Origin of the sequence: Pinibacter aurantiacus (genome assembly GCF_019130065.1) — a bacterium.
Taxonomy (GTDB): Bacteria; Bacteroidota; Bacteroidia; order Chitinophagales; family Chitinophagaceae; genus Pinibacter; species Pinibacter aurantiacus.
Window position 1 is genome coordinate 364,696 of sequence record NZ_JAHSPG010000006.1, and the last position, 23,049, is coordinate 387,744.

General features: G+C 43.5%; 14 protein-coding genes. 13 read left to right on the plus strand and 1 reads right to left on the minus strand.

All coding sequences use genetic code 11. The features are described from left to right. The first annotated feature begins 16 nt into the window (after positions 1 to 16). The 3 genes from KTO63_RS10890 to KTO63_RS10900 all read left to right on the plus strand — a co-directional run bounded on the left by KTO63_RS10890 (position 17) and on the right by KTO63_RS10900 (position 6,768). Positions 17 to 3,265, plus strand: coding sequence for a glycoside hydrolase family 2 TIM barrel-domain containing protein (locus KTO63_RS10890; protein ID WP_217791306.1), 3,249 nt, complete (start codon positions 17 to 19; stop codon positions 3,263 to 3,265). 50 nt (positions 3,266 to 3,315) lie between these two features. After that, the gene (locus KTO63_RS10895; protein ID WP_217791307.1) at positions 3,316 to 4,326 is read left to right on the plus strand and encodes a zinc-binding alcohol dehydrogenase family protein; all 1,011 of its coding nucleotides are present in this window, start codon (positions 3,316 to 3,318) and stop codon (positions 4,324 to 4,326) included. A 120-nt stretch (positions 4,327 to 4,446) separates the two neighbouring features. After that, the gene (locus KTO63_RS10900; protein ID WP_232373125.1) at positions 4,447 to 6,768 is read left to right on the plus strand and encodes a DUF5703 domain-containing protein; all 2,322 of its coding nucleotides are present in this window, start codon (positions 4,447 to 4,449) and stop codon (positions 6,766 to 6,768) included. Between the two features lie 233 nt (positions 6,769 to 7,001). Here the strand turns inward: KTO63_RS10900 and KTO63_RS10905 are convergent, their stop codons facing one another. Then, entirely contained in the window at positions 7,002 to 8,033 is a 1,032-nt protein-coding gene (locus tag KTO63_RS10905) for a GntR family transcriptional regulator (RefSeq protein WP_217791308.1), read from the minus strand. A 131-nt stretch (positions 8,034 to 8,164) separates the two neighbouring features. On the opposite strand from KTO63_RS10905, the gene rhaT reads away from it, so the two are divergent. From rhaT to KTO63_RS10955, 10 genes are all read left to right on the plus strand, one after another. Beyond that, positions 8,165 to 9,220 (plus strand): L-rhamnose/proton symporter RhaT, encoded by a 1,056-nt coding sequence (gene rhaT, locus KTO63_RS10910; protein WP_217791309.1) that lies wholly within the window; start codon positions 8,165 to 8,167, stop codon positions 9,218 to 9,220. Between the two features lie 31 nt (positions 9,221 to 9,251). Beyond that, entirely contained in the window at positions 9,252 to 11,366 is a 2,115-nt protein-coding gene (locus tag KTO63_RS10915) for a bifunctional aldolase/short-chain dehydrogenase (protein ID WP_217791310.1), read from the plus strand. Between the two features lie 89 nt (positions 11,367 to 11,455). Continuing rightward, the gene (gene rhaM, locus KTO63_RS10920) at positions 11,456 to 11,770 is read left to right on the plus strand and encodes an L-rhamnose mutarotase (protein ID WP_217791311.1); all 315 of its coding nucleotides are present in this window, start codon (positions 11,456 to 11,458) and stop codon (positions 11,768 to 11,770) included. A gap of 143 nt (positions 11,771 to 11,913) precedes the next feature. After that, the gene (locus KTO63_RS10925; protein ID WP_217791312.1) at positions 11,914 to 13,188 is read left to right on the plus strand and encodes a TIM barrel protein; all 1,275 of its coding nucleotides are present in this window, start codon (positions 11,914 to 11,916) and stop codon (positions 13,186 to 13,188) included. A gap of 101 nt (positions 13,189 to 13,289) precedes the next feature. Further along, positions 13,290 to 14,672, plus strand: a complete 1,383-nt coding sequence (locus KTO63_RS10930) for an FGGY-family carbohydrate kinase (protein WP_217791313.1) — start codon at positions 13,290 to 13,292, stop codon at positions 14,670 to 14,672. Continuing rightward, the gene (locus KTO63_RS10935; RefSeq protein WP_217791314.1) at positions 14,669 to 15,403 is read left to right on the plus strand and encodes a (Fe-S)-binding protein; all 735 of its coding nucleotides are present in this window, start codon (positions 14,669 to 14,671) and stop codon (positions 15,401 to 15,403) included. The genes KTO63_RS10930 and KTO63_RS10935 overlap by 4 nt, the downstream gene beginning before the upstream one ends. A 1-nt stretch (position 15,404) precedes the next feature. Next, positions 15,405 to 16,778, plus strand: a complete 1,374-nt coding sequence (locus tag KTO63_RS10940) for a lactate utilization protein B (protein ID WP_217791315.1) — start codon at positions 15,405 to 15,407, stop codon at positions 16,776 to 16,778. A 68-nt stretch (positions 16,779 to 16,846) separates the two neighbouring features. Continuing rightward, positions 16,847 to 17,437 carry a LutC/YkgG family protein gene (locus KTO63_RS10945; RefSeq protein WP_217791316.1) on the plus strand — a complete coding sequence of 197 codons (591 nt, stop codon included), beginning with the start codon at positions 16,847 to 16,849 and terminating at the stop codon, positions 17,435 to 17,437. Between the two features lie 424 nt (positions 17,438 to 17,861). Beyond that, positions 17,862 to 21,110, plus strand: a complete 3,249-nt coding sequence (locus tag KTO63_RS10950) for a SusC/RagA family TonB-linked outer membrane protein (RefSeq protein ID WP_217791317.1) — start codon at positions 17,862 to 17,864, stop codon at positions 21,108 to 21,110. An 18-nt stretch (positions 21,111 to 21,128) separates the two neighbouring features. Then, positions 21,129 to 23,000, plus strand: a complete 1,872-nt coding sequence (locus KTO63_RS10955; RefSeq protein ID WP_232373126.1) for a RagB/SusD family nutrient uptake outer membrane protein — start codon at positions 21,129 to 21,131, stop codon at positions 22,998 to 23,000. Positions 23,001 to 23,049 lie beyond the last annotated feature (49 nt).

The following is a 23,049-nucleotide window of genomic DNA, read 5'->3' on the forward strand; positions in this document are numbered from 1 at the left end:
AAAAGGTGTTCATAAAATGGCTACAATAAAAAATATAGGTACGTTATTAGTGTTGTTTTTACCCATTGCATTAAAAGCACAATTAGTAGACGGTACGCCCGCTGCTGTACCCAGTAAGCCCGCTGTGTATGCAACAGAACCCTGGGAAGATCCGCGAATAACAAGCATTAACCGAGATGAAGCAAGAGCAACTAGTTATTCATTCGGCAATGTACAGGATGCTTTGGCGTGCGACAGAACAAAGACCTCACGTGTGATATCGTTGAATGGCAACTGGGATTTTTCATTAGTACTAAAGCCAGATGATGCACCTAAAGATTTTTATAAATCAAGAGTAAAAGGTTGGAAGCAAATTCCTGTTCCTTCGAATTGGGAGATGCAAGGTTATGATAAACCAATATACAAAAGCGCTGTGTATCCATTCCGTCCTGTGAACCCGCCCTACATTGTGAAAGACTATAACGCTGTTGGTTCATACCAACGCACATTCACAGTGCCCGATGAGTGGAGCAACATGAACATTACACTGCATTTTGGCGGCGTAAGTTCAGCTTTTAAGGTATGGGTGAACGGACAGTATCTCGGTTATGGAGAAGATAGTTTTTTGCCATCAGAGTTTAACATCACGCCTTACTTGCAAAAAGGAGAGAATATTTTATCAGTGCAAGTGATTCGCTGGAGCGATGCATCATATCTCGAGGACCAGGATCAGTGGCGTCTGAGCGGCATACAAAGAGAAGTGATATTGATGGCCGAACCTAAGTTGAGGATTGCAGATTTTCATTGGGAAGCAAAACTGGACAAGCAATACAACGATGCGATTTTCAGTATCCGTCCACGCCTGGAAAACCTTACCGGTGAAGAGGTTCCGGGTTATGTAGTGAAAGCTCAGTTGTACGATCAGAACGGAAAACCTGTTTGGAATGCACCGCTGCAGAAGAAGGCAGATGAAATAATTAATGAAGTGTTTCCCCGCTTGGATAATGCTAAGTTCGGTTTGCTCGAAGAGAAGGTGCAGCATCCTGAAAAGTGGAGTGATGAGACGCCGAATTTGTACACCCTTGTGTTAAGTCTTGAAGACAGCACGGGAAAATTAGTGGAAGCAAAAAGTTGCAAAGTTGGTTTTAGAAGTATTGAATTTTCCAATGAAGGGAAATTGCTGATTAATGGGAAAGTCACTTATTTGTATGGGATCAATCGTCATGACCACGATCCTGTGCGCGGTAAAGCCGTAACAAGAGAAGATATTTTGCAGGATGTAAGAACTTTGAAGCAATTTAATTTCAACTGCATTCGCACCAGTCACTACCCGATGGACCCATACTTCTATGACCTGTGCGATCAATATGGCATGTTGGTGATTGACGAAGCAAATCTAGAGACGCACGGACTTGGTAGCAAACTAAGCAATGATGCAGCATGGACCGGAGCTTATTTGGAACGTGCAACAAGAATGGTGCTAAGAGACAAAAATCATCCTTCCATTATAATCTGGAGCCTTGGAAATGAAGCAGGGCGCGGACCTAATCACGCTGCGATGGCTGCATGGATACACGACTTTGACATTACACGTCCCGTTCACTACGAACCTGCCATGGGAAGTCCGAAAGTAGAAGGTTACATTGATAACAAAGATCCGCGTTATCCAAAAACAAACGACCATTCTCATCGGTTACAAAATCCGGTGGATCAGTATTATGTTGACATTGTAAGCCGCATGTACCCTGGCATTTACACGCCCGCGTTGCTTGCGAATCAACAGAATGGAGACAATCGTCCTATATTTTTTGTAGAGTACTCGCATGCCATGGGCAACTCCAACGGCAACTTAAAAGAGTTCTGGGATGTCTTCCGTTCCACAAAACGCATGATTGGCGGCTGTATTTGGGAGTACCGTGACCAGGGTTTGCTAAAGAAAGATGAGCATGGCGAATACTATGCTTTTGGTGGGGACTATGGAGAAAAGTACTATGACAACTTCACCATTAAAGGAATTGCTGCATCTGACGGAAGGCCGAAGGCTGCGATGTATGAGTGTAAACGCGTGTTTCAGCCGGTTGAGTGTAGTTTGGAAAATGCTACAAAAGGGATAGTGAAGGTTACAAATCGCCATGCATCACAATCGTTAGCCGGGTATAATGTTTCTCTGATCATCCGTGAAAATGGAAAAATAGTTGTACAGAAAAATTTGCCTGCTATCAATCTTGCGGCAGGTAACGATACGTTGATAAATATCGCTTCATTCTATCCAACTTTAAAAGAAAATAGTGAGTATCTGGTCGACATTCATTTTACATTGTCTCAAGCCGAAGTGTGGGCAGATAAAGGGTTTGAGATTGCTTCTAATCAGTTTTCTTTAACACACGCTGTGCGTCCTGTATTTGAAAAAGGTAAACAAAATAAAGCGGCTCAGGTTGCAGAAACAGATTCGTCTTATTTGTTGAGCGGTAAGAATTTTTCCATTGCCATCAGCAAAAAGAACGGTGGGTTAAATTCCTATATTTGGAAAGGTAAACAACAGATATATGCACCGTTGCTGCCTTGTTTTACCAGGCCTTTGACAGATAATGACAAACGCGGATGGAAGTCGAACAAAGTATTGAAAGAATGGTATGATACCACATTGCAATTGCAGCATGTGACTTCGAAAATGGAGAATGGAATGCCTGTCATTACAAGTAACTATACGCTTGCAAACGGAAGTAAGGTTATTGTAATTTACGCAATCAACAATGACGGAGTAATAAAAGTAAACTATGCGTTGGATGTGCCCGCCGGCAGACCAAATATTCCTAAAGTAGGTATGCAATGTGGTATATCGAGAGGTTATGATAACATAGCATGGTATGGTCGCGGGCCTGAGGAAAATTATATCGACAGAAGATATGGTTTTGATGCAGCGGTTTATTCATTGCCTTTGGATAAATTTATTGAGCCATATGTAGTACCTCAGGAAAATGCCAACCGAACGGATGTTCGCTGGATGTCGTTGAGCAATAAAAAACAGGAAGGTTTGACAATTGTTGCGGATAGTTTGTTGAGCATGAGTGCGCGCCCTTATACCGACTACAACATTCAAACATCGAAGCACACATATAATTTGAAAGACGCAGGTTTTATAACTTTGAATATTGATCTTGTGCAAATGGGAGTGGGAGGAAATGATAGTTGGAGTGCAGTTGCGGCACCGCTGGAGCAATACCAGGTTCCTGCAAAGCCATACAGCTACAGCTTTTACATTTATCCTGAAGCTAAAAGGAATTGATTTCGTTTTATTGTCTAAAAATATTGAGAACAAATTATTAATTGCATCGCATGAAAACATTGGTTTGTGTTACGCCGGGAACATTCGAATATGGAACAGTAGAAGTGCCTGAATTAAGGGCCGGCTATTCGTTGCTTAAGATCAAAAGAATTGGCATTTGTGGAACGGATTTGCATGCTTTTGAGGGCACGCAACCCTTCTTTTCCTATCCGAGAATATTAGGACATGAATTAGCTGCCGAGTATGTAAAAGGCGATGCCAAAGGGTTTCAGGCTGGTGAAGCTGTTACGTTTATTCCTTATTTCAATTGCGGTAAATGCATAGCCTGTAGGATGGGCAAGCCAAATTGCTGCGCTGCGATCAACGTTTGCGGCGTACATGTGGATGGCGGTATGCGTGAGTATTTGCTGGTTCCTTCAGAATCATTGATTCATGGCGAAGATTTGAATTTCGATGAATTGGCATTGGTTGAGCCATTGGCAATTGGCGCCCATGGCGTAAGACGTGCTGATGTTACTCCCGGCGAATGTGTATTGGTAGTGGGTGCAGGGCCGATTGGTTTGGGTACAATGGAGTTCGCACGAATAGCCGGAGGAAAAGTAATCGCTTTGGATATTAACGACAATCGTTTGGAGTTTTGTAAGGATAAACTAGGAGTAGATTTTACGATCAATGGTTTGAAAGAGAATGTAGTGGAGCGATTGAAAGAAATCACCAACGGCGACATGCCTACCGTTGTGATCGACGCAACAGGAAGTTTGCGCGCCATCAACGCAGGATTTGAATATATGGCCCACGGAGCGAGATATGTTTTGGTAGGCTTGCAAAAAAACGAATTGGTCATCTCTCATCCAGAATTCCACAAACGTGAAGCAACTTTGATGAGCAGCAGAAATGCAACGAGACAGGATTTTGAACATGTGATTGCCTCAATGAAGAAAGGACTTGTAAAGCCTGAAACATACATCACACACCGCGTTTCATTTGACGAGGTGAAAGATAATTTGGCCAGTTGGCTGAACCCGGAAACAGGTGTTATTAAAGCCATGGTAACTGTTTAATCGGCTACCCGTAGAGACGCATTGAATGCGTCTCTGGTGCTGCACCCAAAAATCGGGAGGCGCATTCAATGCGTCTCTACGTTCTATTTTTCTTACATTCGTTTTATAACATTTTTATCATTGACCAGCATACGTAAGAAAATATCATTCCTTCTTTCTTTCAGTTTTTTATACATTATTTCTTTCGCGCAGCCGAAAGAGTTATCCAACTATAATGTTGTTTGGCGTGCACAAAGCAGCAGCTCGTCCGAGTCCATGCCATGCGGTGGTGGCGACATTGGATTAAATGTCTGGGTGGAAAACGGCGATGTGCTTTTTTACATTTCGCGCAGCGGCACGTTTGATGAGAACAATCAAATGCTCACACTGGGCAGAATGCGCCTGCATTTTTCCTCCGATCCATTCGCTGGAAAAGATTTCAAACAGGAGCTGAAATTGGTTGAAGGAGGCGTTACTATTTCGGGAAATAATACTGAAGTTAATTTGTGGGTTGATGTATTTCGACCTGTTGTCCATGTAAGTGTTAGAAGCGCCAAGTCTGTTGATGTTACTACGTCCTACGAAAACTGGCGCACATCGGACAGAGTAATCAAAGGAACAGAATTAAGAGCAAATTCTTACAAAGCACCACAACTATTTGACGTGGTAATGTATAAAGATGAAGTGCAGGCGTTAAACAATGAAATACTTTTTTATCACCGCAACAGAAATGACAAACAAAATGTTTTTGACTACACAGTCGATAAAGAAGGGATGGGTTCTGTGAAAGATAAAATGTTCAATCCGCTTGCGGACAATACGTTTGGTGGCGTTGTGAAGGCGAAGGGTATGCAGTTTGTAAAGACTGATACCGGTAGTTATTGCAACACTTCTTTTACGTCGTGGCAGCTAAAAACGAAATCTGCTGTTCGTTCGCAGCAAATTGAAATCGCCTTGAATGTTTCTCAGGCCGCGACGATTGATATTTGGAAGAACGAGTTGAACAATATTGTAAAAGATGCCGCAACGAATAGCTCTACTGCATTGCAGAAGACAAAAGCCTGGTGGCAGCAATTCTGGACTAGAAGTTACATAGTTATCGAAGGCAAGGATAGTTTCATTTCGCGCAATTATAATTTGTTCCGTTACATGCTTGGTTGCAATGCCTATGGCAAATGGCCCACCAAATTCAATGGCGGATTATTCGTTTTTGATCCGGTGTTTGTAAAAGGCAATCAGCCTTATCCTTATTCTCCTGACTTTCGTTTGTGGGGCGGGGGTACGATGACTGCCCAGAATCAGCGGCTTGTGTACTATCCAATGATCAAGAGTGGTGATTTTGATATGCTCAAACCTCAGTTTGATTTTTACCTCAATGCATTGCGCAATGCAGAATTGAGAAGTGCCGTTTACTGGAATCATAAAGGAGCTTGTTTTACAGAACAAATTGAAAACTTCGGATTGCCGAATATTTTCGAATACAATTTAAAAAGACCTGCTGACTATGATGCAGGCCTCGAGTATAATGCATGGCTGGAATACTTGTGGGATACGGTTTTTGAGTTTTGTCAAATGATGCTGGAAACAGAACGTTACGAAAGCCGTGATATTAAAGAATATATTCCGTTCATAGAAAGTTGCCTTACTTTTTTTGATGAGCATTATCAATACATGGCGAAGAAACTTGGTGCCAAAGTATTTAACGAAAGGGGCGAGTATATTTTATATCCAGGCTCGGCTGCGGAAACCTACAAAGGTGCCTACAACTCAACAACCACTGTCTGCGCATTGAAAGTAATTCTCGAGCGCATGCTTGCTTTGCCAAATCAGTATCTTGATACAACACAAAGAAGCAAATGGCAAAAAATGTTGCATCGCATCCCGTCGATACCATTACAAACAATTGGAGGAAAAACTACACTGGCTCCGGCTTTGGTATGGGCAAGGGTGCAGAATGCAGAAGCTCCGCAATTGTATCCTGTTTTTCCATGGGGAATTTATGGCGTGGGAAAACCGGGTTTGGATACGGCCATAAATACCTATCAACTCGATTCGCAGGTAACTAAGACACGCAGTGCAGTGGGATGGAAGCAGCACAATATTTTTGCGGCGCGATTGGGATTGACTGATGAAGCGACAATTCTCACAAAAGAAAAATTTGCTGATGGTCCTTATCGGTTTCCTGCGTTTTGGGGACCGGGTTACGATTGGTCGCCCGATCACAACTGGGGCGGTAGCGCCATGATTGGCTTGCAGGAAATGTTGATGCAGGTGGATGATAAGAAGATCTATTTACTGCCCGCATGGCCAAAGGAGTGGAATACGAAATTCAAACTGCATGCGCCATATAATACTATCGTTGAAGGCGAGGTGAAAGAAGGAAAGGTGGTGAATCTTGTGGTGACACCTGCGAGCAGAAAGGCAGACGTGATTTTGTGCGAAGGAGAGAAGACACGCAGATGACACGGATTGGACGGATTTGCGCTGATTAGTTGCTTTGAGATTTGTTCAGTTTGAAAGTCCCAGATTTACCACTAAAACACTAAGTGCACTAAGCCTCACTAAGGGTTGTTGAAAACCAGACGTTTCTAAGTGAAACTTAGTGCACTTAGTGTCTTAGTGGTAAACCGTAGATGTAGCAAATGTTGAAATCTAATCAGTGCAAATCAGCTAAATCAGCGTTATCTGCGTGCTCCCTACAAAGACTTTCTCGGTGTTAAGTAAAACGGAACATCAATGTGCTTGAATGAATTTGTTAGTATCAGTTCTGCCGCCAGTTCGCCCATCTTTTTAAAGTCGGTGGAAATGGTGGTAAGTCCATTCAGGATGAGTTTTTTTAATGGCGTTTCATTGTAAGAAATGATGCCTACATCTTCGCCCACAACAAGGTTTTGTGCAATGATTTTTTCCAAAAGAATTACCAGGTCATTTTCGCGAAGATTGATATAAATGCTGCCCGGCGAAATGGCTTCCTTCTCAATGTCTGCAATAATTTCATAGTTAAAAGCATAGTCCTGGCAAAAGCGCTTGAAGCCCTGCAAAATTTCATCAGGATAATAAGTGTTCTCAGGAAAAATGATCTTAATGCTTTTGTATTTCTGCAGCTTGTCTTTTGCCTGTTCAAGCGCCGTGTAAATATCCTGCTCAAAATTTTCGTACACACCGCGGTAGTTACCGGTTACGCCCTGCAATCTTTTATCGAGCAGAATCAGCTTTTCTTTAGGCAAAGTGTTCAGTACTTCGTCTACATTTTCCCAGCGCTCTCTGAAGTGCGGCAGAATGACAAAGTGTGTATAGTCTTCAGGACGGCGTGCCAGTATGTTTTTGAACAGACTAAAATCACTGTTATAAATATAGAAGTCTATGTTGGCATGCTCGCCGATTGCATCAACAAAGGAATCGTAAATGATCTTTTTATGTTCGCTCAGTTTGTTGAACAAAAGCAATATGGTGAACTTTTGTTCAAACTGCGTATTCTGTACAAAATAACCTTTACCCGGAACAGAAGAAAGAATACCCAAAGACCTCAGATATTTATAACCTTTTTCCGCAGTATCCCTCGAAATTTCAAACTCGAAGCTTATTTCGTTGATGGAAGGCAGCACATCATTCTTTTGAATTTTACCCGCCGCAATAGCTTTAATAATGGAGTTCGCCAGTTGAAGGTACTTAGGCGTAGCGGAGTAAACGTCGATAAATAAATGCTGCGTAATAGGGACTTGCTTCATTAGGTGCCTTTAGTGATTGGTTATTGGTCAAACCTACGAAATTGTGAACCATGACAGTGCATGATGGATAAAAAATCATAACTTTTTACTTTTATTCTATAATTGTTTAGCCATATAAAAGACCAACTGCCATGGGAGTTATTCTGGGAGTAATTTTTCACTTTATCGGAGGATTTGCATCAGGAAGTTTCTACATACCCTATAAAAAAGTAAGAGGCTGGGCCTGGGAAAGCTATTGGATCGTAGGAGGACTTTTTTCCTGGCTCATCGTACCACCATTAGCTGCATGGCTAACGGTTCCGGGCTTTTCAGAAATCATTAAGTATACGCCGTCACACATTTTGTGGATCACTTTTTTCTTCGGCATTTTGTGGGGCATCGGCGGTTTGACATACGGGTTGGGTGTGCGCTATCTGGGCGTATCGCTTGGCAGCACCATTATTCTTGGATTGTGCTCTGTGTTTGGTTCCCTTATTCCTTCTATCTATTACGATCTGTATCCAAAAGCAGGTAAAGAATCTTTCTCAGACATGCTGCATAGCAGCTGGGGAAAATTGGTATTGCTCGGTATAATTGTTTGTACCATCGGTATCATTGTTTGCGGAAGGGCAGGTGTGTTGAAAGAGAAGGAGTTGTCACAAAAAGAAGTGACAGAAGCAAACAAGGAGTTCAAAATAGGGCTGGGACTTTTTGTGGCGATTGTATCGGGTGTGTTGAGCGCATGTTTTAACTTTGGGTTGGAAGCAGGAAAGTCAATGGCTGAAGAGGCCGTGAGACAAGGAATGAATCCACTCTATCAAAACAATGTTGTGTATGTTGTGTTGCTTTGGGGCGGACTTACTACCAACTTTATCTGGTGCATGATCTTAAATGCACGCAACAAAACATTTGGCGACTATACCAATCAGCAGGCACCCTTATTAAAAAACTACATTTTCTCCGCACTGGCAGGCATCACCTGGTTCTTACAGTTTTTCTTCTACGGAATGGGAGAAAGCAAACTCGGTAATGGTGCGAGTTCCTGGATACTGCACATGGCATTCATCATACTTGTTGCCAACTTATGGGGACTGGTTTTGAAAGAATGGAAAGGCACCAGCAAAAAAACATTATCAACCGTATTGGCAGGCATTGTGATATTAATCGTTTCGATTTTAGTAGTGGGTTATGGGAACTCACTCAAGTAAAACAATATTGATTTTTTAAAGCACATAGAATATGTCGGTTACAACAACATTCAAACACGTGAGTTATTTATGGGATGAAGAAAAAGCAGCGGCACTTGCAGGTGACGAAGTGGGCTTGCTGATTTACAGATCTAATTTGCTGGGGGCTGATTTGCGATTGACAAATTATGGTGGAGGCAACACATCCTGTAAAGTATTTTCAAAAGATCCATTGACTGGCGAAGAAACAGAAGTAATGTGGGTGAAAGGTTCAGGAGGTGATTTGGGTACGTTGAAAAGAAGCGGTCTGGCTGCTTTGTATGTTGACCGTTTGCGCAGATTGAAATCAGTTTATCGCGGCATTGAGCATGAAGATGAAATGGTTGAATTGTTCAATCACTCCATATTCGATTTGAATTCTAAAGCACCTTCTATCGATACTCCTTTGCATGGTTTTTTACCATTCAAACATATAGACCACCTGCATCCCGATGCAGCCATTGCAATCGCAGCAGCGAAAGATGGCAAGCGTATAACACAGGAATTGTTTGGCGGCACAATCGGTTGGGTAGAATGGCAGCGTCCGGGCTTTGACCTTGGCCTGAAACTGCGCCAGTGCCTGGATGAAAATCCTGGTATCCGCGGAATCATGTTAGGTTCGCATGGGTTGTTTACATGGGGCGATACAGCTTACGAAAGCTATATCAACACACTGGAAGTAATTGAACAATGTTCTGCTTTCATAGAAGAACAATCAAAAAATAAACAGGCATTTGGCGGCGCTAAAATCTCTTCATTGCCAAAAGAAGATAGAGTGAAGCAAGCATCTGCACTGGCTCCTGTGTTGCGCGGGTTCTGCTCAAGCAACATCAAAATGGTTGGTCATTTTACAGATGACGAAAAAGTTTTGCAATTCATCAACTCAAAAGATCTTGATAGATTGGCGCCAATGGGCACAAGCTGCCCCGACCACTTCCTGCGCACAAAGATCAGTCCGCTAGTATTATCATTAACACCAAACGAAGATTTGTCTGATGTACAGGCGATCAAAGATAAACTGGCTCCGCAATTTGAAGCGTATCGCAAAATGTATGCAGAGTATTACAACTCTTGCAAACATCCGAACAGCCCAGCAATGCGTGATGCAAACCCGGTGGTGATCCTGTATCCTGGCGTGGGTATGTTTACTTTCTCAAAAGATAAACAAACAGCAAGAGTCGCGGCAGAATTTTATATCAACGCAATCAATGTAATGCGTGGTGCAGAAGCTATTTCAGAATATACTTCATTGCCAAGACAAGAGGCTTTCAATATTGAATACTGGTTGCTGGAAGAAGCGAAATTGCAACGCATGCCAAAACCAAAAGCATTGTCTGGCAGGATCGCATTGATCACCGGAAGCGCTGGTGGCATCGGAAAAGCTATCGCACAAAAATTTGCTGACGAAGGTGCGTGTGTTGTGATCAACGATAATGATGCCTCAAGACTGGAAACAGCAAAGGAGTTCTTCCAGAAAAAATATGGTAAGGATGTGTTCACCGGCGTGGTGTTGGATGTAACAAGTAGTAAAGATATCAACGGCGCGTTTGATGCTGCAGCATTGGCTTTCGGAGGTGTTGACATTGTGGTGAACTGTGCTGGTCTGTCTATTTCAAAACCATTGGAAGAGCATACAGAAAAAGATTGGGATCTGTTATACGACGTGTTGGTGAAAGGTCAGTTCCTTGTAACACAGGCTGGCGTTAACACCATGCGTAAACAAGATATTGGTGGAGATGTGTTGAACATCGTTAGTAAAAATGCTTTGATGAGTGGCCCTAACAACGCAGGCTACGGTTCTGCAAAAGCAGCACAGATGCATCTTAGCAGGTTGAACGCAGCTGAATTGGGTAAAGACAAAATTCGCGTGAACGTTGTAAACCCGGATGCAGTTATCTCCGACAGTAAAATTTGGGAAGGTGCATGGGCAGAGGGAAGAGCGAAAGCTTACGGAGTAAAAGTAGAAGAGCTTCCTGCTTACTATGCAAAAAGAACTTTGTTGGATGAGATCATTCTGCCTGAAGACATCGCAAATGCATGCTTTGTATTTGTAGGCGGATTGCTCAATAAATCAACAGGAAATGTACTGAATGTAGATGGTGGTGTGGCCACAGCATTCGTACGATAAAAAGCGTTTGTTTTTTCGGTTCATATAGTAAATGTTGGGTAGGTTGGTGGCCCATGCGGTCATCAACCTTTTTTTTCTAAATTACAGGCATGAAGAAACGTGCGTTTAAAATGCAATTGTTCGATGGCTTCGTGAGCGAATACAAAAAACGCCACGATGAACTCTGGCCCGAGCTTGAGCAATTGTTGAGGGAAACGGGCATTCACGAGTATTCAATCTTCCTTGATGAAGAGACGAATGCTCTATTTGGCGTTATGGACGTTGAAGATGAAGCTTTGCTTGACAAGTTGCCGGAACATCCTGTAATGCAGAAATGGTGGAAGTACATGGGGGATATCATGGAATCGAATCCCGATCATTCGCCGGTAAGTGTGTCTTTGAAAGAAATGTTTTACCTCAAGTAGAGACGCATGATAATGCGTCTTTGAAAAACGAGCATGATAATGCGTCTTTGAAAATAGCCATGATAATGCGTCTTTGAAAAACAAGCATGATAATGCGTCTTAAACGAATTAATAATTAATAATTAAGAATTAATAATGCTGCCATGCAAATTGAAAAATATAAAATAGCCGATAACAACGATAAACAGATTGCTGCACATAAAAGAGCTTTTGGCTTTGTATCAGAAGGAGTGAACAATGTGGAGGAAGTGTTGCAAAAACTTAAAGACTTCCAGGTGGCCATCCCAAGCTGGGCGCTCGGTACAGGCGGTACACGCTTTGGTCGCTTCTCCGGAGGAGGTGAGCCTCGCAGCCTTGAAGAAAAAATAGAAGACATTGGTTTGTTGCACGCGCTCAATCAATCCAGCGGTGCCATTTCATTGCATATTCCATGGGATATTCCAGAGAACTATGCAAACATAAAAGCGTTGGCTGCGCAAAATGGTTTGCGTTTCGATGCCATGAACTCGAACACATTCCAGGACCAACCGGGACAGGAGCACAGCTATAAATTCGGTTCGCTGCAGCACGTGGATAAAGCAGTGCGCCAGCAAGCAATTGATCATAATATCGAAGTGATCAGACACGGTATTGAATTGGGTTCCGATTCACTGACTGTTTGGTTAAGCGATGGTTCTTCTTTTCCTGGTCAGTTGAATTTCCGCAAGGCGCATCAACGCACTTTGGAAGGCTTGCAGGAAATCTACAAAGCATTGCCTGACAACTGGAAAATGTTTGTGGAGTACAAAGCGTTTGAACCAAACTTCTATTCTATGACAGTAGGGGATTGGGGACAATCATTTTTATATGCCAACAAACTCGGCGATAAAGCATACACATTGGTTGATCTGGGACACCATTTGCCAAATGCCAACATCGAACAGATTGTTGCGCTGCTGTTGGGTGAAGGTAAACTCGGTGGTTTCCATTTCAACGATTCAAAATATGGAGATGATGATTTAACGGTAGGTAGTATTAACCCTTACCAGTTGTTCCTCATCTTTAATGAACTGGTAGAAGGTATGGATGCAAGAGGCATGAACCACGCGACCGGCCTAGGTTGGATGATCGATGCTTCACACAACATCAAAGACCCGTTGGAAGATCTATTGCAGTCGGTAGAAGCCATCAAGATCGCTTATGCACAAGCTTTGCTGGTCGATACAAAAGCGTTGCAACAGGCACAAACTGACAATGATATTGTAAAAGCGCAGGAGATATTGCAACATGCTTATCGTACAGATGTACGTCCGATTGTGGCAGAAGCGAGATTGCGTTCCGGCGGAGCGTTGAGCCCATTGTCGGTTTACCGCGGCGAAAAAGTAAGAGAGCAATTGATTAAAAGCCGCGGCCAAAAAGCAGTGTCCACAGGCTTGTAGAGACAAGGCATTGCCTTGTCTCATGATGCACCCTGATGGTGCAAGGAAAAGACAAGGCATTGCCTTGTCTCTACGGTTCACATTCAAAACTCACAACTCCCATGTCCTCTGTCATTGCCATATTCGACGTCGGTAAAACAAATAAGAAGCTGTTTCTTTTTGACGAACAATACAACATTGTGTTTGAAAAGTCGGCGAAGTTTACCGAGACAACAGATGAAGATGGCGACGCATGCGAAAACCTTGAGAGCTTGCGTTTGAGCGTGTTCGACTCATTAAGAGAAGTGTTTGGCAAAAAAGAGTTTGACATCAAGGCAATTAATTTCTCCACTTATGGCGCGAGCCTTGTGTACATTGATGAAGACGGCCAGCCATTGACGCCTTTGTACAATTACTTAAAAAAATATCCTGAAGCAATCAGCGATCCGTTCTATAAAAAATATGGTGGCGAAAAAAAATTCTCGCTGGAAACAGCATCACCAGTTTTGGGCAGTTTGAACAGCGGCATGCAATTGTATCGCATCAAACAAGAGAGGCCCGAGATCTTCAGCCAAATGAAGTATGCATTGCACTTACCGCAATACATGAGCTACCTGATTTCAGGAATTGCACACAGCGATATTACCAGCATTGGTTGTCACACAGCGTTGTGGAACTTCGAGAAAAATGATTATCACGAGTGGGTGAAACGTGAAGGATTGATCGATAAACTGGCTCCGCTCATTTCATCGGATATAGTTGTTCCGGCGACATTCCCCGGAAATAGTTATTCAGTAGGAGTTGGTTTGCACGATAGCTCCGCTGCTTTAATTCCTTACCTCGTAAGTTTTCACGAGCCGTTTATTTTGATATCAACCGGTACATGGTGCATCAGTATGAATCCTTTTAACGACGAGCCTTTGACGAGCGACGAGCTGGAGTTGGATTGCCTTTGTTACATGACCTACCAGGGCAAACCTGTGAAAGCATCAAGATTGTTTGCCGGCTATGAACATGAGCAACAAGTAAAAAGAATCGCCGATCATTTCAATGCACATGCGGCCAGGTACCGAAATGTTCCATACAATGCCGACATTATCGCTTCGCTGAAAAAGAAAGACCAGTTTTCGAAGAAACAAGTGGAAGCGGGCAAGTTGCATGAGTCGATCTTTGCACAAAGAGATTTGAATAGTTTTGCCGATGACGTGGAAGCCTATCACCAGCTATTGCTGGATATTATCGAACAACAGTATTTAATTACCCGCCTTGTATTAAATGATTCGGTGAAACGTATTTTTGTTGATGGCGGCTTTAGTAAAAACGCCATTTATATGAATCTGCTGGCAGCTTATTTTCCCGGACTTGAAGTGTTTGCAGCCTCTATGGCGCAGGCAACGGCGGTGGGCACGGCGCTTTCGATTCATACAAAATGGAACACCAAAGCATTGCCCAACGATATTATTGAATTGAAATATTATGCGTCCGCGCATCCGTCCATAGTATGAAAGTAGGTTTGTTTATTCCCTGTTATGTAGACCAGTTCTATCCCAATGCAGCCATAGCTACGCTGCAACTGCTTGAAAAATTCGGTGTTGAAGTAACGTATCCGTTGAGTCAAACCTGTTGCGGACAACCGATGGCAAACTCTGGCTATGAGCATTTGACCAAAGGTTGCAACGAACTCTTCATCAAAAATTTTGAATCATTCGATTATATAGTTGCTCCATCCGGGAGTTGCGTGCTGCACGTTCGCGAGCATTTGCACGATGCCGCAAACGAAGAAGCCGCAACGGTTTTGCGACATAAAGTATACGAACTCACATCATTCCTCACAGATATTTTACAGGTAAAAGAATTGAATGCACGTTTTCCACACAGGGTGGGCATGCACCAAAGTTGCCACGGACAAAGAGGGCTAAAACTTTCGCAAATGAGCGAGCTGGTTGCCGAGCCTTTCTCCAAACCCGGTTCATTGCTGAAAATGGTAAAGGATCTCGACCTGATTGAATTGGGCAGGACAGATGAGTGTTGCGGTTTTGGAGGAACATTTTGCGTAACAGAAGAAGCTGTTTCTGCAAAAATGGGGAAGGACAGAGTGGCCGATCACCTGCATCATGGTGCTGAATATATCACTGGTGTTGACATGTCTTGCCTTATGCATATGGAAGGCATATTGAAACGTGCAGGCAGCAAAGTAAAAGTAATTCACATCGCAGAAATATTAAACGCAGAATAAAATGCACGAGTCTACAAAAGATCACGCTGCATTGGCGGCGTTGTTTAATAAAGATGAAGAGCGTGTCAACTGGCACGACGAAACGCTTTGGTGGATACGCCAGAAGCGCGATAAAAATGTGCACCAGTTGCCAGAGTGGGAAGCGTTGAGAGAAGCAGCTTCGCAAATAAAATTCAATGTGCTTTCGAACCTTCACGATTATCTTTTGCAGTTTGAAAAGAATGCCACTGCGAACGGCGTGCAGGTGCATTGGGCAGCCGATGCAAAAGAGCACAATGAAATTGTACATCGACTGTTGCAGGAGCACAAAGTTGACAGGATGGTGAAGAGCAAATCGATGCTTACCGAAGAATGCGGATTGAATGAATACCTTGCTGAGCAAGGCGTAGAGGTGATCGATTCTGATCTCGGCGAACGCATTGTGCAATTGGCAAAAGAGCCACCGAGCCACATTGTATTGCCTTGCATTCACAAAAAGAAAGAAGAAATCGGAGATCTGTTTCATCAATATTTGGGCACACCAGCAAACGTTGCCGATCCACAATTCTTAACCGAAGCGGCGCGCCAGCATTTGCGTGATGTGTTTCTAACAAGAAGAGCAGCGCTTACCGGTGTTAATTTTGCGGTAGCAGAAACAGGTGAATTTGTGGTGTGTACAAATGAGGGCAACGCCGATATGGGCGCACACCTTGCTGATGTGCACATTGCGAGCATGGGCATCGAAAAACTGATTCCGGAAAGAAAACATCTTGGCATTTTTCTGCGCCTGCTTACGCGAAGCGCAACAGGGCAGCCGATTACAACCTATAGCAGTCATTTCAAAAAGCCACGTAAAGAAACGCCCATTCACATTATTCTTGTTGACAATGGAAGAAGCGTACAGCTTGGCAGAAAAGAGTTTCGCAATTCCCTGAAATGCATTCGCTGTGGTGCCTGTATGAATACATGCCCTGTTTACAGAAGAAGCGGCGGACATAGCTACCACACTGCTGTTGCGGGGCCTATCGGTTCTATTTTAGCGCCAAATCTTGACATGAAAAAGTACAAGGACCTTCCATTCGCATCAACGCTGTGTGGTTCATGTTCCAATGTTTGCCCGGTTAAAATTGACATTCACGATCAGTTATACAAGTGGAGGCAGGAATTGGTGAAAGAAGGGTACACGCCTGCGGCAAAAACGATCAGCATGAAGTTGATGGCGCAAACATTGTCGTCACCAACATTGTACAATGCAGCCGGAAAATCAGGTCGATTTGTATTGAAGCATGTGCCGTTTTTGGTAAACAATAAATTGAATCCCTGGTACAAGGAACGTGAAATGCCGGAAGCGCCGAAGGAATCATTCAGGGAATGGTACAAACGTAGAGACGCATGAAAATGCGTCTCCGCCGACGCACATTCAAACAACCCGCAAATGCGCGGCGAAACGAACATTAAAACAAAATGAACAGCAGAGACAAAATATTATCAGCCATCGCGGCAAATCAACCCGAAAAAACAGAACTGCCGGATATTTCAGGTTTCAAAGGCGCTGAAGAAGATTTGCAAAGCAAATATGCGACCGTGCTCACGGCCATTGGCGGTAAGATATATTTTGTTAAAGACGAAAATGAAATCGCGGCTACCATCGCCACGCAGTTCTCACAAGCTAGGAGGATTGTCAGTCTTGTAGACAACCTGCCGATCGATAATGTCGAAACCGTTATTTCAGATCCAGAAATACACAATCTGAAAAATGTAGACCTCGCCATCATCAAAGCGAAATTCGGTGTAGCTGAAAACGGAGCAGTCTGGATCACCGAAAAAGATGTGCAGCCTCGTGTATTACCATTTATTTGCGAGCATTTGGCTGTGGTAATCAACGAGGGAACCATTTTTCCAACAATGCACGAAGCCTATCAGAAAATTGCCACTTTAGAAGAATACGGCTACGGCAGCTTCATTGCCGGCCCGTCCAAAACCGCGGATATCGAACAATCACTCGTCATCGGCGCCCACGGCCCGAGGAGTATGAGTGTGTTTGTGAAAGTGTAGGCCGCTTCGCGTCTTCTATTTGCCACAGAGGCACAGAAAAACAGAAAAGAAGGGAAAAAAATCAATGGATCCGAAGAGGCGAAAAAAAGAAGATTCGGATAGAATGGCTCTTCCGTAAATGCTGGAGAGCCAAGTCAACCTATATCATTCTTCTTTTCTCTGTTTCCTCAGTGTTTCAGTGGCAACCCCAAACAGACGAAGCTCAAGCCCCTTCCATACCATATTATATAATATCGGCATCGATTGCGTAAATAAAGAATTCCTAAAATTTTTTTAATCCGCGGGATCAGGGTATGATTGTCAAGTATTTGAACGATCGCATTGCCAAGAATGAAAAAATCATCCTCATTTTGATCTCATCATTCCTGCCAAAGAGATCTTTTGCGTACGCCCAATAACCCAGTTTACTCAATCACACTGCTATATGAAACGATTATTGTTTTCCCTATTCGTATCGCTATTGATAACGATTGTGGCAACGGCGCAATCCACCCAGATCAAAGGAAAGGTGGTGGACGGCGACGGATCCCCGGTTCGCGGTGCCAGCGTTGTTATCGATAAATCCAAAACAGGCGCCTCCACTACAGACGACGGGTCTTTCTCGATCTCGGTTAAAGATGGCTCACAGGTAGTTAATCTCACCATCACCAGCAAAGGTTTTAAGACACTCAGGACCGCGGCGAAAGTTGGAATTATTGCCACTATAACCATGGAGAAAGAAATCTCCAATATGGATGAAGTGGTAGTGGTTGGTTACCAAACCATGAAAAGGAGAGACCTTACTTCTTCTGTGTCATCCGTTACTGCCAAGGACCTGAAAGATGTGCCTGTAAGTACGGCTGCAGAAGCTGTAACCGGCCGTTTGGCAGGTGTGCAGGTAACTACAACCGAAGGTCAGCCCGGAGCAACTGTCCTCATTCGTGTACGCGGAGGCGGATCGCTTACGCAGGACAACTCACCACTTTACATTGTGGACGGAATCCAGGTGGAAAATGCCCTTTCATTACTGGCGCCATCTGAAATTGCAAGCGTGGACGTTTTGAAAGATGCGTCTGCAACTGCGATCTACGGAGCCCGCGGTGCAAACGGTGTGGTGTTGATCACTACAAAAGGCGGTAAGGTAGGCAAGGCAAAAGTAACATACGATGGTACGTTTGGTGTGAGAAACATTGCCAAAACATTGGATGTTATGAATCCTTACGATTTTGTAAACTATCAATCCGAATTATACAAAACCATGTATAACGGAACTTCTGATTCAACGAAGTTCGCCACTAAATACGGTCAGTTTGCAGACATGGACCTGTACCACCAAATGCCGGCGGTAAACTGGCAGGACCAGGTGTTCGGCCGCAATGCAATGGCGCAAAACAATACGATCAACGTAACGGGCGGTGTTAAAGGGACTACTTACTCCCTGACGCTGAACAATAACAAAGAAGATGCGATCATGCTGGGCTCGGGCTTTAAGCGTAACATGGCTTCTTTCAGACTCGACAATGCATTGTCCGACAAAATAAAAATGGGTTTCAACATCCGCTACAGTTCACAACAGGTAGAAGGCGGCGGTACTTCCAATACGGGCAGCCAGGGAAATAACAAGTTGAGAAACATTGTGAAATACCAACCGTACCAGTCAGAAACAACTTTTGATCAGGATGTCGTGCTCGATCCTGTAACTTATAACAGTTCCGCGATTGTTAACCCGATTGTGTTTGTAAATGACGATGTAAGACGCCAGAAGCAAAACACTATCGTTGTAGACGGTTATGCGAGCTGGCAGATAGTAAAAAATCTTACTTTCAAAACGACTATTGGTGCCACGCGTGCGGATAGTGCCAGTAATTTGTACTCCGGTGTGTCAACTTACATCGCGAGACAATATGGAAACATGCCGGCCGCTACAATGGGAACATCGTACTCAACTTCCCTGAACAATTCAAATACGCTGGCCTATACAAACACTTTCAAAAACAAACATAGCCTGAACGTATTGCTTGGTGAGGAAACCTACCAGGTTAAATACAATTCATTCAGTGCGACCAACTATTGGTATCCTGCTGAAATGAAGGCAGATCAGGTGTTCGCACAGTTTCAATCTTCGCAGCCTCCTACAGCGGCAAGTGTTCAGCCTACACCAACATCTTTCCAAACACAGTCACAATTGTTATCATTCTTTGGCCGTGCGAATTACTCATATGACGGCAAATACATTGCTACGCTTTCAATGCGTGCAGATGGTTCCTCTAAATTTTCCGACGGAAATCGCTGGGGTTACTTTCCTTCTGCATCTGTTGCATGGCGCTTATCACAGGAGAAATTCATGGAAGGCATTATCGGCGGCGGCGCTGCAATCAGCGACATAAAATTGCGTGCAAGCTATGGTACAGCTGGTAACAACAGAATTTCAGACAACCTTTACAGAACGACATTTACCAACTCCCTGACTGAAGGCTATGGTTATAGCGTTGGAGCAACAAGTCCGGGACTTACTTCCGGAAGCCTTGCAAACAGCAACCTGAAATGGGAAACTACCGTTTCGAGAAACGTCGGTTTGGACTTCGCATTTATGCACAACAGGTTGACAGCTTCAATTGATGGTTATGTGAACCAGACAAACGACCTGCTGCTGCTGGCAGATGTTCCGCCAACAAGCGGTTATACCAAACAGCTTCAGAATGCAGGAAAAATTCAAAATAAAGGTATAGAGCTGCAACTTAGCGGACAGGTCATTAACAATAGAGATTTCAGCTGGACGGCAAGTTTTAACATTGCCCGCAACTGGAACAAAGTTATTGATCTCGGCATTGATCCTACAGGACACCCAAGACAATCTTACCAGGTGCAGTCCGGTTGGGTAAATCAGATGTATGATTTTTATGTTCAGTTAGGTAAACCTGTTGGTCAGTTTTATGGATACGTAACAGACGGATATTACACCGCTGACGATTTCTCCGGCTACGACGCTGCTAAAAAAACATTCATTTTAAAACCAGGGGTGGCTGATGATAAAGAAGTTGCTTTGGGTGGTAAAAATATTGAACCAGGTATGTTGAAGCTGAAAAATTTAGGCGGAGACAGTGTGGTTAGAAGAGATGAGGACGAACAAGTATTGGGCAATGCGCAACCAATATTCACCGGCGGTTTCAATAACCAATTTACCTACAAAGGATTTGATCTAAGCATCTTCATGAACTTCGTGTATGGCAACAAAGAGTATAACGCAAACAAACTGGAGTTTACAACGACCTATCAATACACAGACAATAACCTGCTGAGCGTTGTAAAGGATCGTTACAGAATATACGATGAAGCCGGAAACAAAGTAACCGACCTCAAACAACTGGATGCGATGAATCAAAATGCTAAAATATGGACACCTTCAAGAGGTAACTATTTCCTGCATTCTTATGGCATAGAAGACGGTTCTTTCCTCCGTATCAACAACGTTACATTGGGTTATACACTTCCTGCAAATTTGTTGGCTAAGACTAAATTCATTTCGAAAGTGAGAATTTATGCTACAGTAAATAATCTGTACACATTTACCAACTATTCAGGATTTGACCCGGAAGCCAGCACCAGGAGATCAACACCGGAAACACCGGGTGTGGACTATGCAACATATCCACGCAGCAGATTTTACCTTGGCGGCCTTAGTGTAACTTTTTAATAGCAAAAGAAAATTGTAATGAAACTTAATATCATCAAAATATTACCACTGTCAATGATCGCCTTAGGCGCATTGACATTACCATCCTGCAAGAAATATCTTGATACGGATCTTCTTTCCAGCGTTTCAACAGATGCCGTGTTCAGTAGTGTTACCAATACGCAATCAGCCATCAACGGTGTTTATAATCAGCTGACCGGTGACCAGGCTTATGGCATACGTTTGAGCCTGTATTTCGCACAATCGGCCGACGACTTTAAAACATCGGGTTCAAAGGATGGTGGTCGACGTGACTTCAGCATGTTTTGTGTGAACCCGGCGAATACAGAACTTGCCAACCCGTTTAATAATTTGTTTGCAGGAATAGAAAGAGCAAACATTTGTATCAAATACATCCCGAAATCAGATCTCTATACAAAAGGAAATGCGTCACAGCAAACCAGCATGAAGAAAATGTATGGTGAAGCTTTGACATTGCGTTCAATGTTCATTCTCGAAGTTTTGAGAAACTGGGGAGATGCACCGGTTTCGCTTGTTCCTTCTTCGGATGTTACCAATTTGTACATTCCAAATATCAACAGGGATTCATTATACGATCACGTGTTGAATGATCTTAAAACTGCAGAAGACTTAGTTCCATGGCGTTCAGAAACCGGCGATCCTGCTACGAAAATTTCAAAAGCTGTGGTAAAAGCAATGCGTGCGAGAATTGCATTGTATCGGGGTGGATTTTCATTGCGTGGCGATTCAAAACAAATGGAGCGCAGAAGCGATTATAAAACCTATTACCAGATCGCAATGGATGAGTGTAAGGATATCATGCAGAAAAACGAAAACGGTTTGAACCCAAGCTATGAGAACCTGTTCAAATCATTGCATACATCTTCCAACAGTTATGTAGCAGACAATGCCAATGAGATGATGTGGGTAGTGGGAGCGTCTACTGCCGGCGGTTTGGCAAATACCGATACCAAGCTCGGCTATTACAATGGTATAAAATCTGCCAGCACAACTTTGGGTACAGGTGGTGGTGGTATCACTGCCATACCAACTTACTTTTATGAGTTCGATTCAATTGGTGATGCCCGTCGCGATGTAACATTGGCTTATATACAAATCGACAACAAAGATCAAAAGACTTTGCAGGCTGCTGATGCGATGACAGACGGTAAGTTCAGAAGAAACTGGACCAACAACAGCACAGCTCAGTATATGGAAATTCAGTGGCCGTTGCTGCGCTTTGCAGACGTGTTGCTGATGTATGCAGAAGCAGATAACGAAATAAACGGTACGCCATCTTCTGCTGCCCAAAACGCTTTGAAGAGAGTAAGAGACAGAGCCTATGCGGGTTACCTCGATCGTGAGCCTGCCATACCAACCAGCCATGATGGATTTTTCAATGCACTTGTACAAGAGCGCTTGCTTGAGTTTGGCGGCGAAGGCATTCGCAAATATGACCTGATAAGATGGAACCTGATTGGCGCGAAGATCAATGAAACAAGAACGAAGTTGACGCAGTTTGCAGATACAACCGGTTTGAATTCTGGTCGTTATGCCAATGTTCCAATGGTGATATATGCAAAAACAAATGCGTTCCTTAATGCAGCTATTCCGCAGGAAATGTCATCGCTTACGCTTGCCACAGATGCAGTAGGCGGTACAGGTCCAGTTGCTAAAGTATATTTTACGCCGTCCCCTATCACCACAGCTCCGACAGGCTACACAGCATACAACTGGAGAAAACAGATTAAAGTGGCGACGTACCTGAATGATGCGAACCAGGGATATGCGTATTATTTCAAAGCGAATTTCAGCGAATTGCTGCCGTTCCCGAATACAGCGATCAATACGAATTTTAACCTGGTGCAAAACCCGTATTATGGACAGTAGGAGAAATTGAAAGTTGAGAGTTGTTGGCGTTCGATTTTGAATAGTCGTG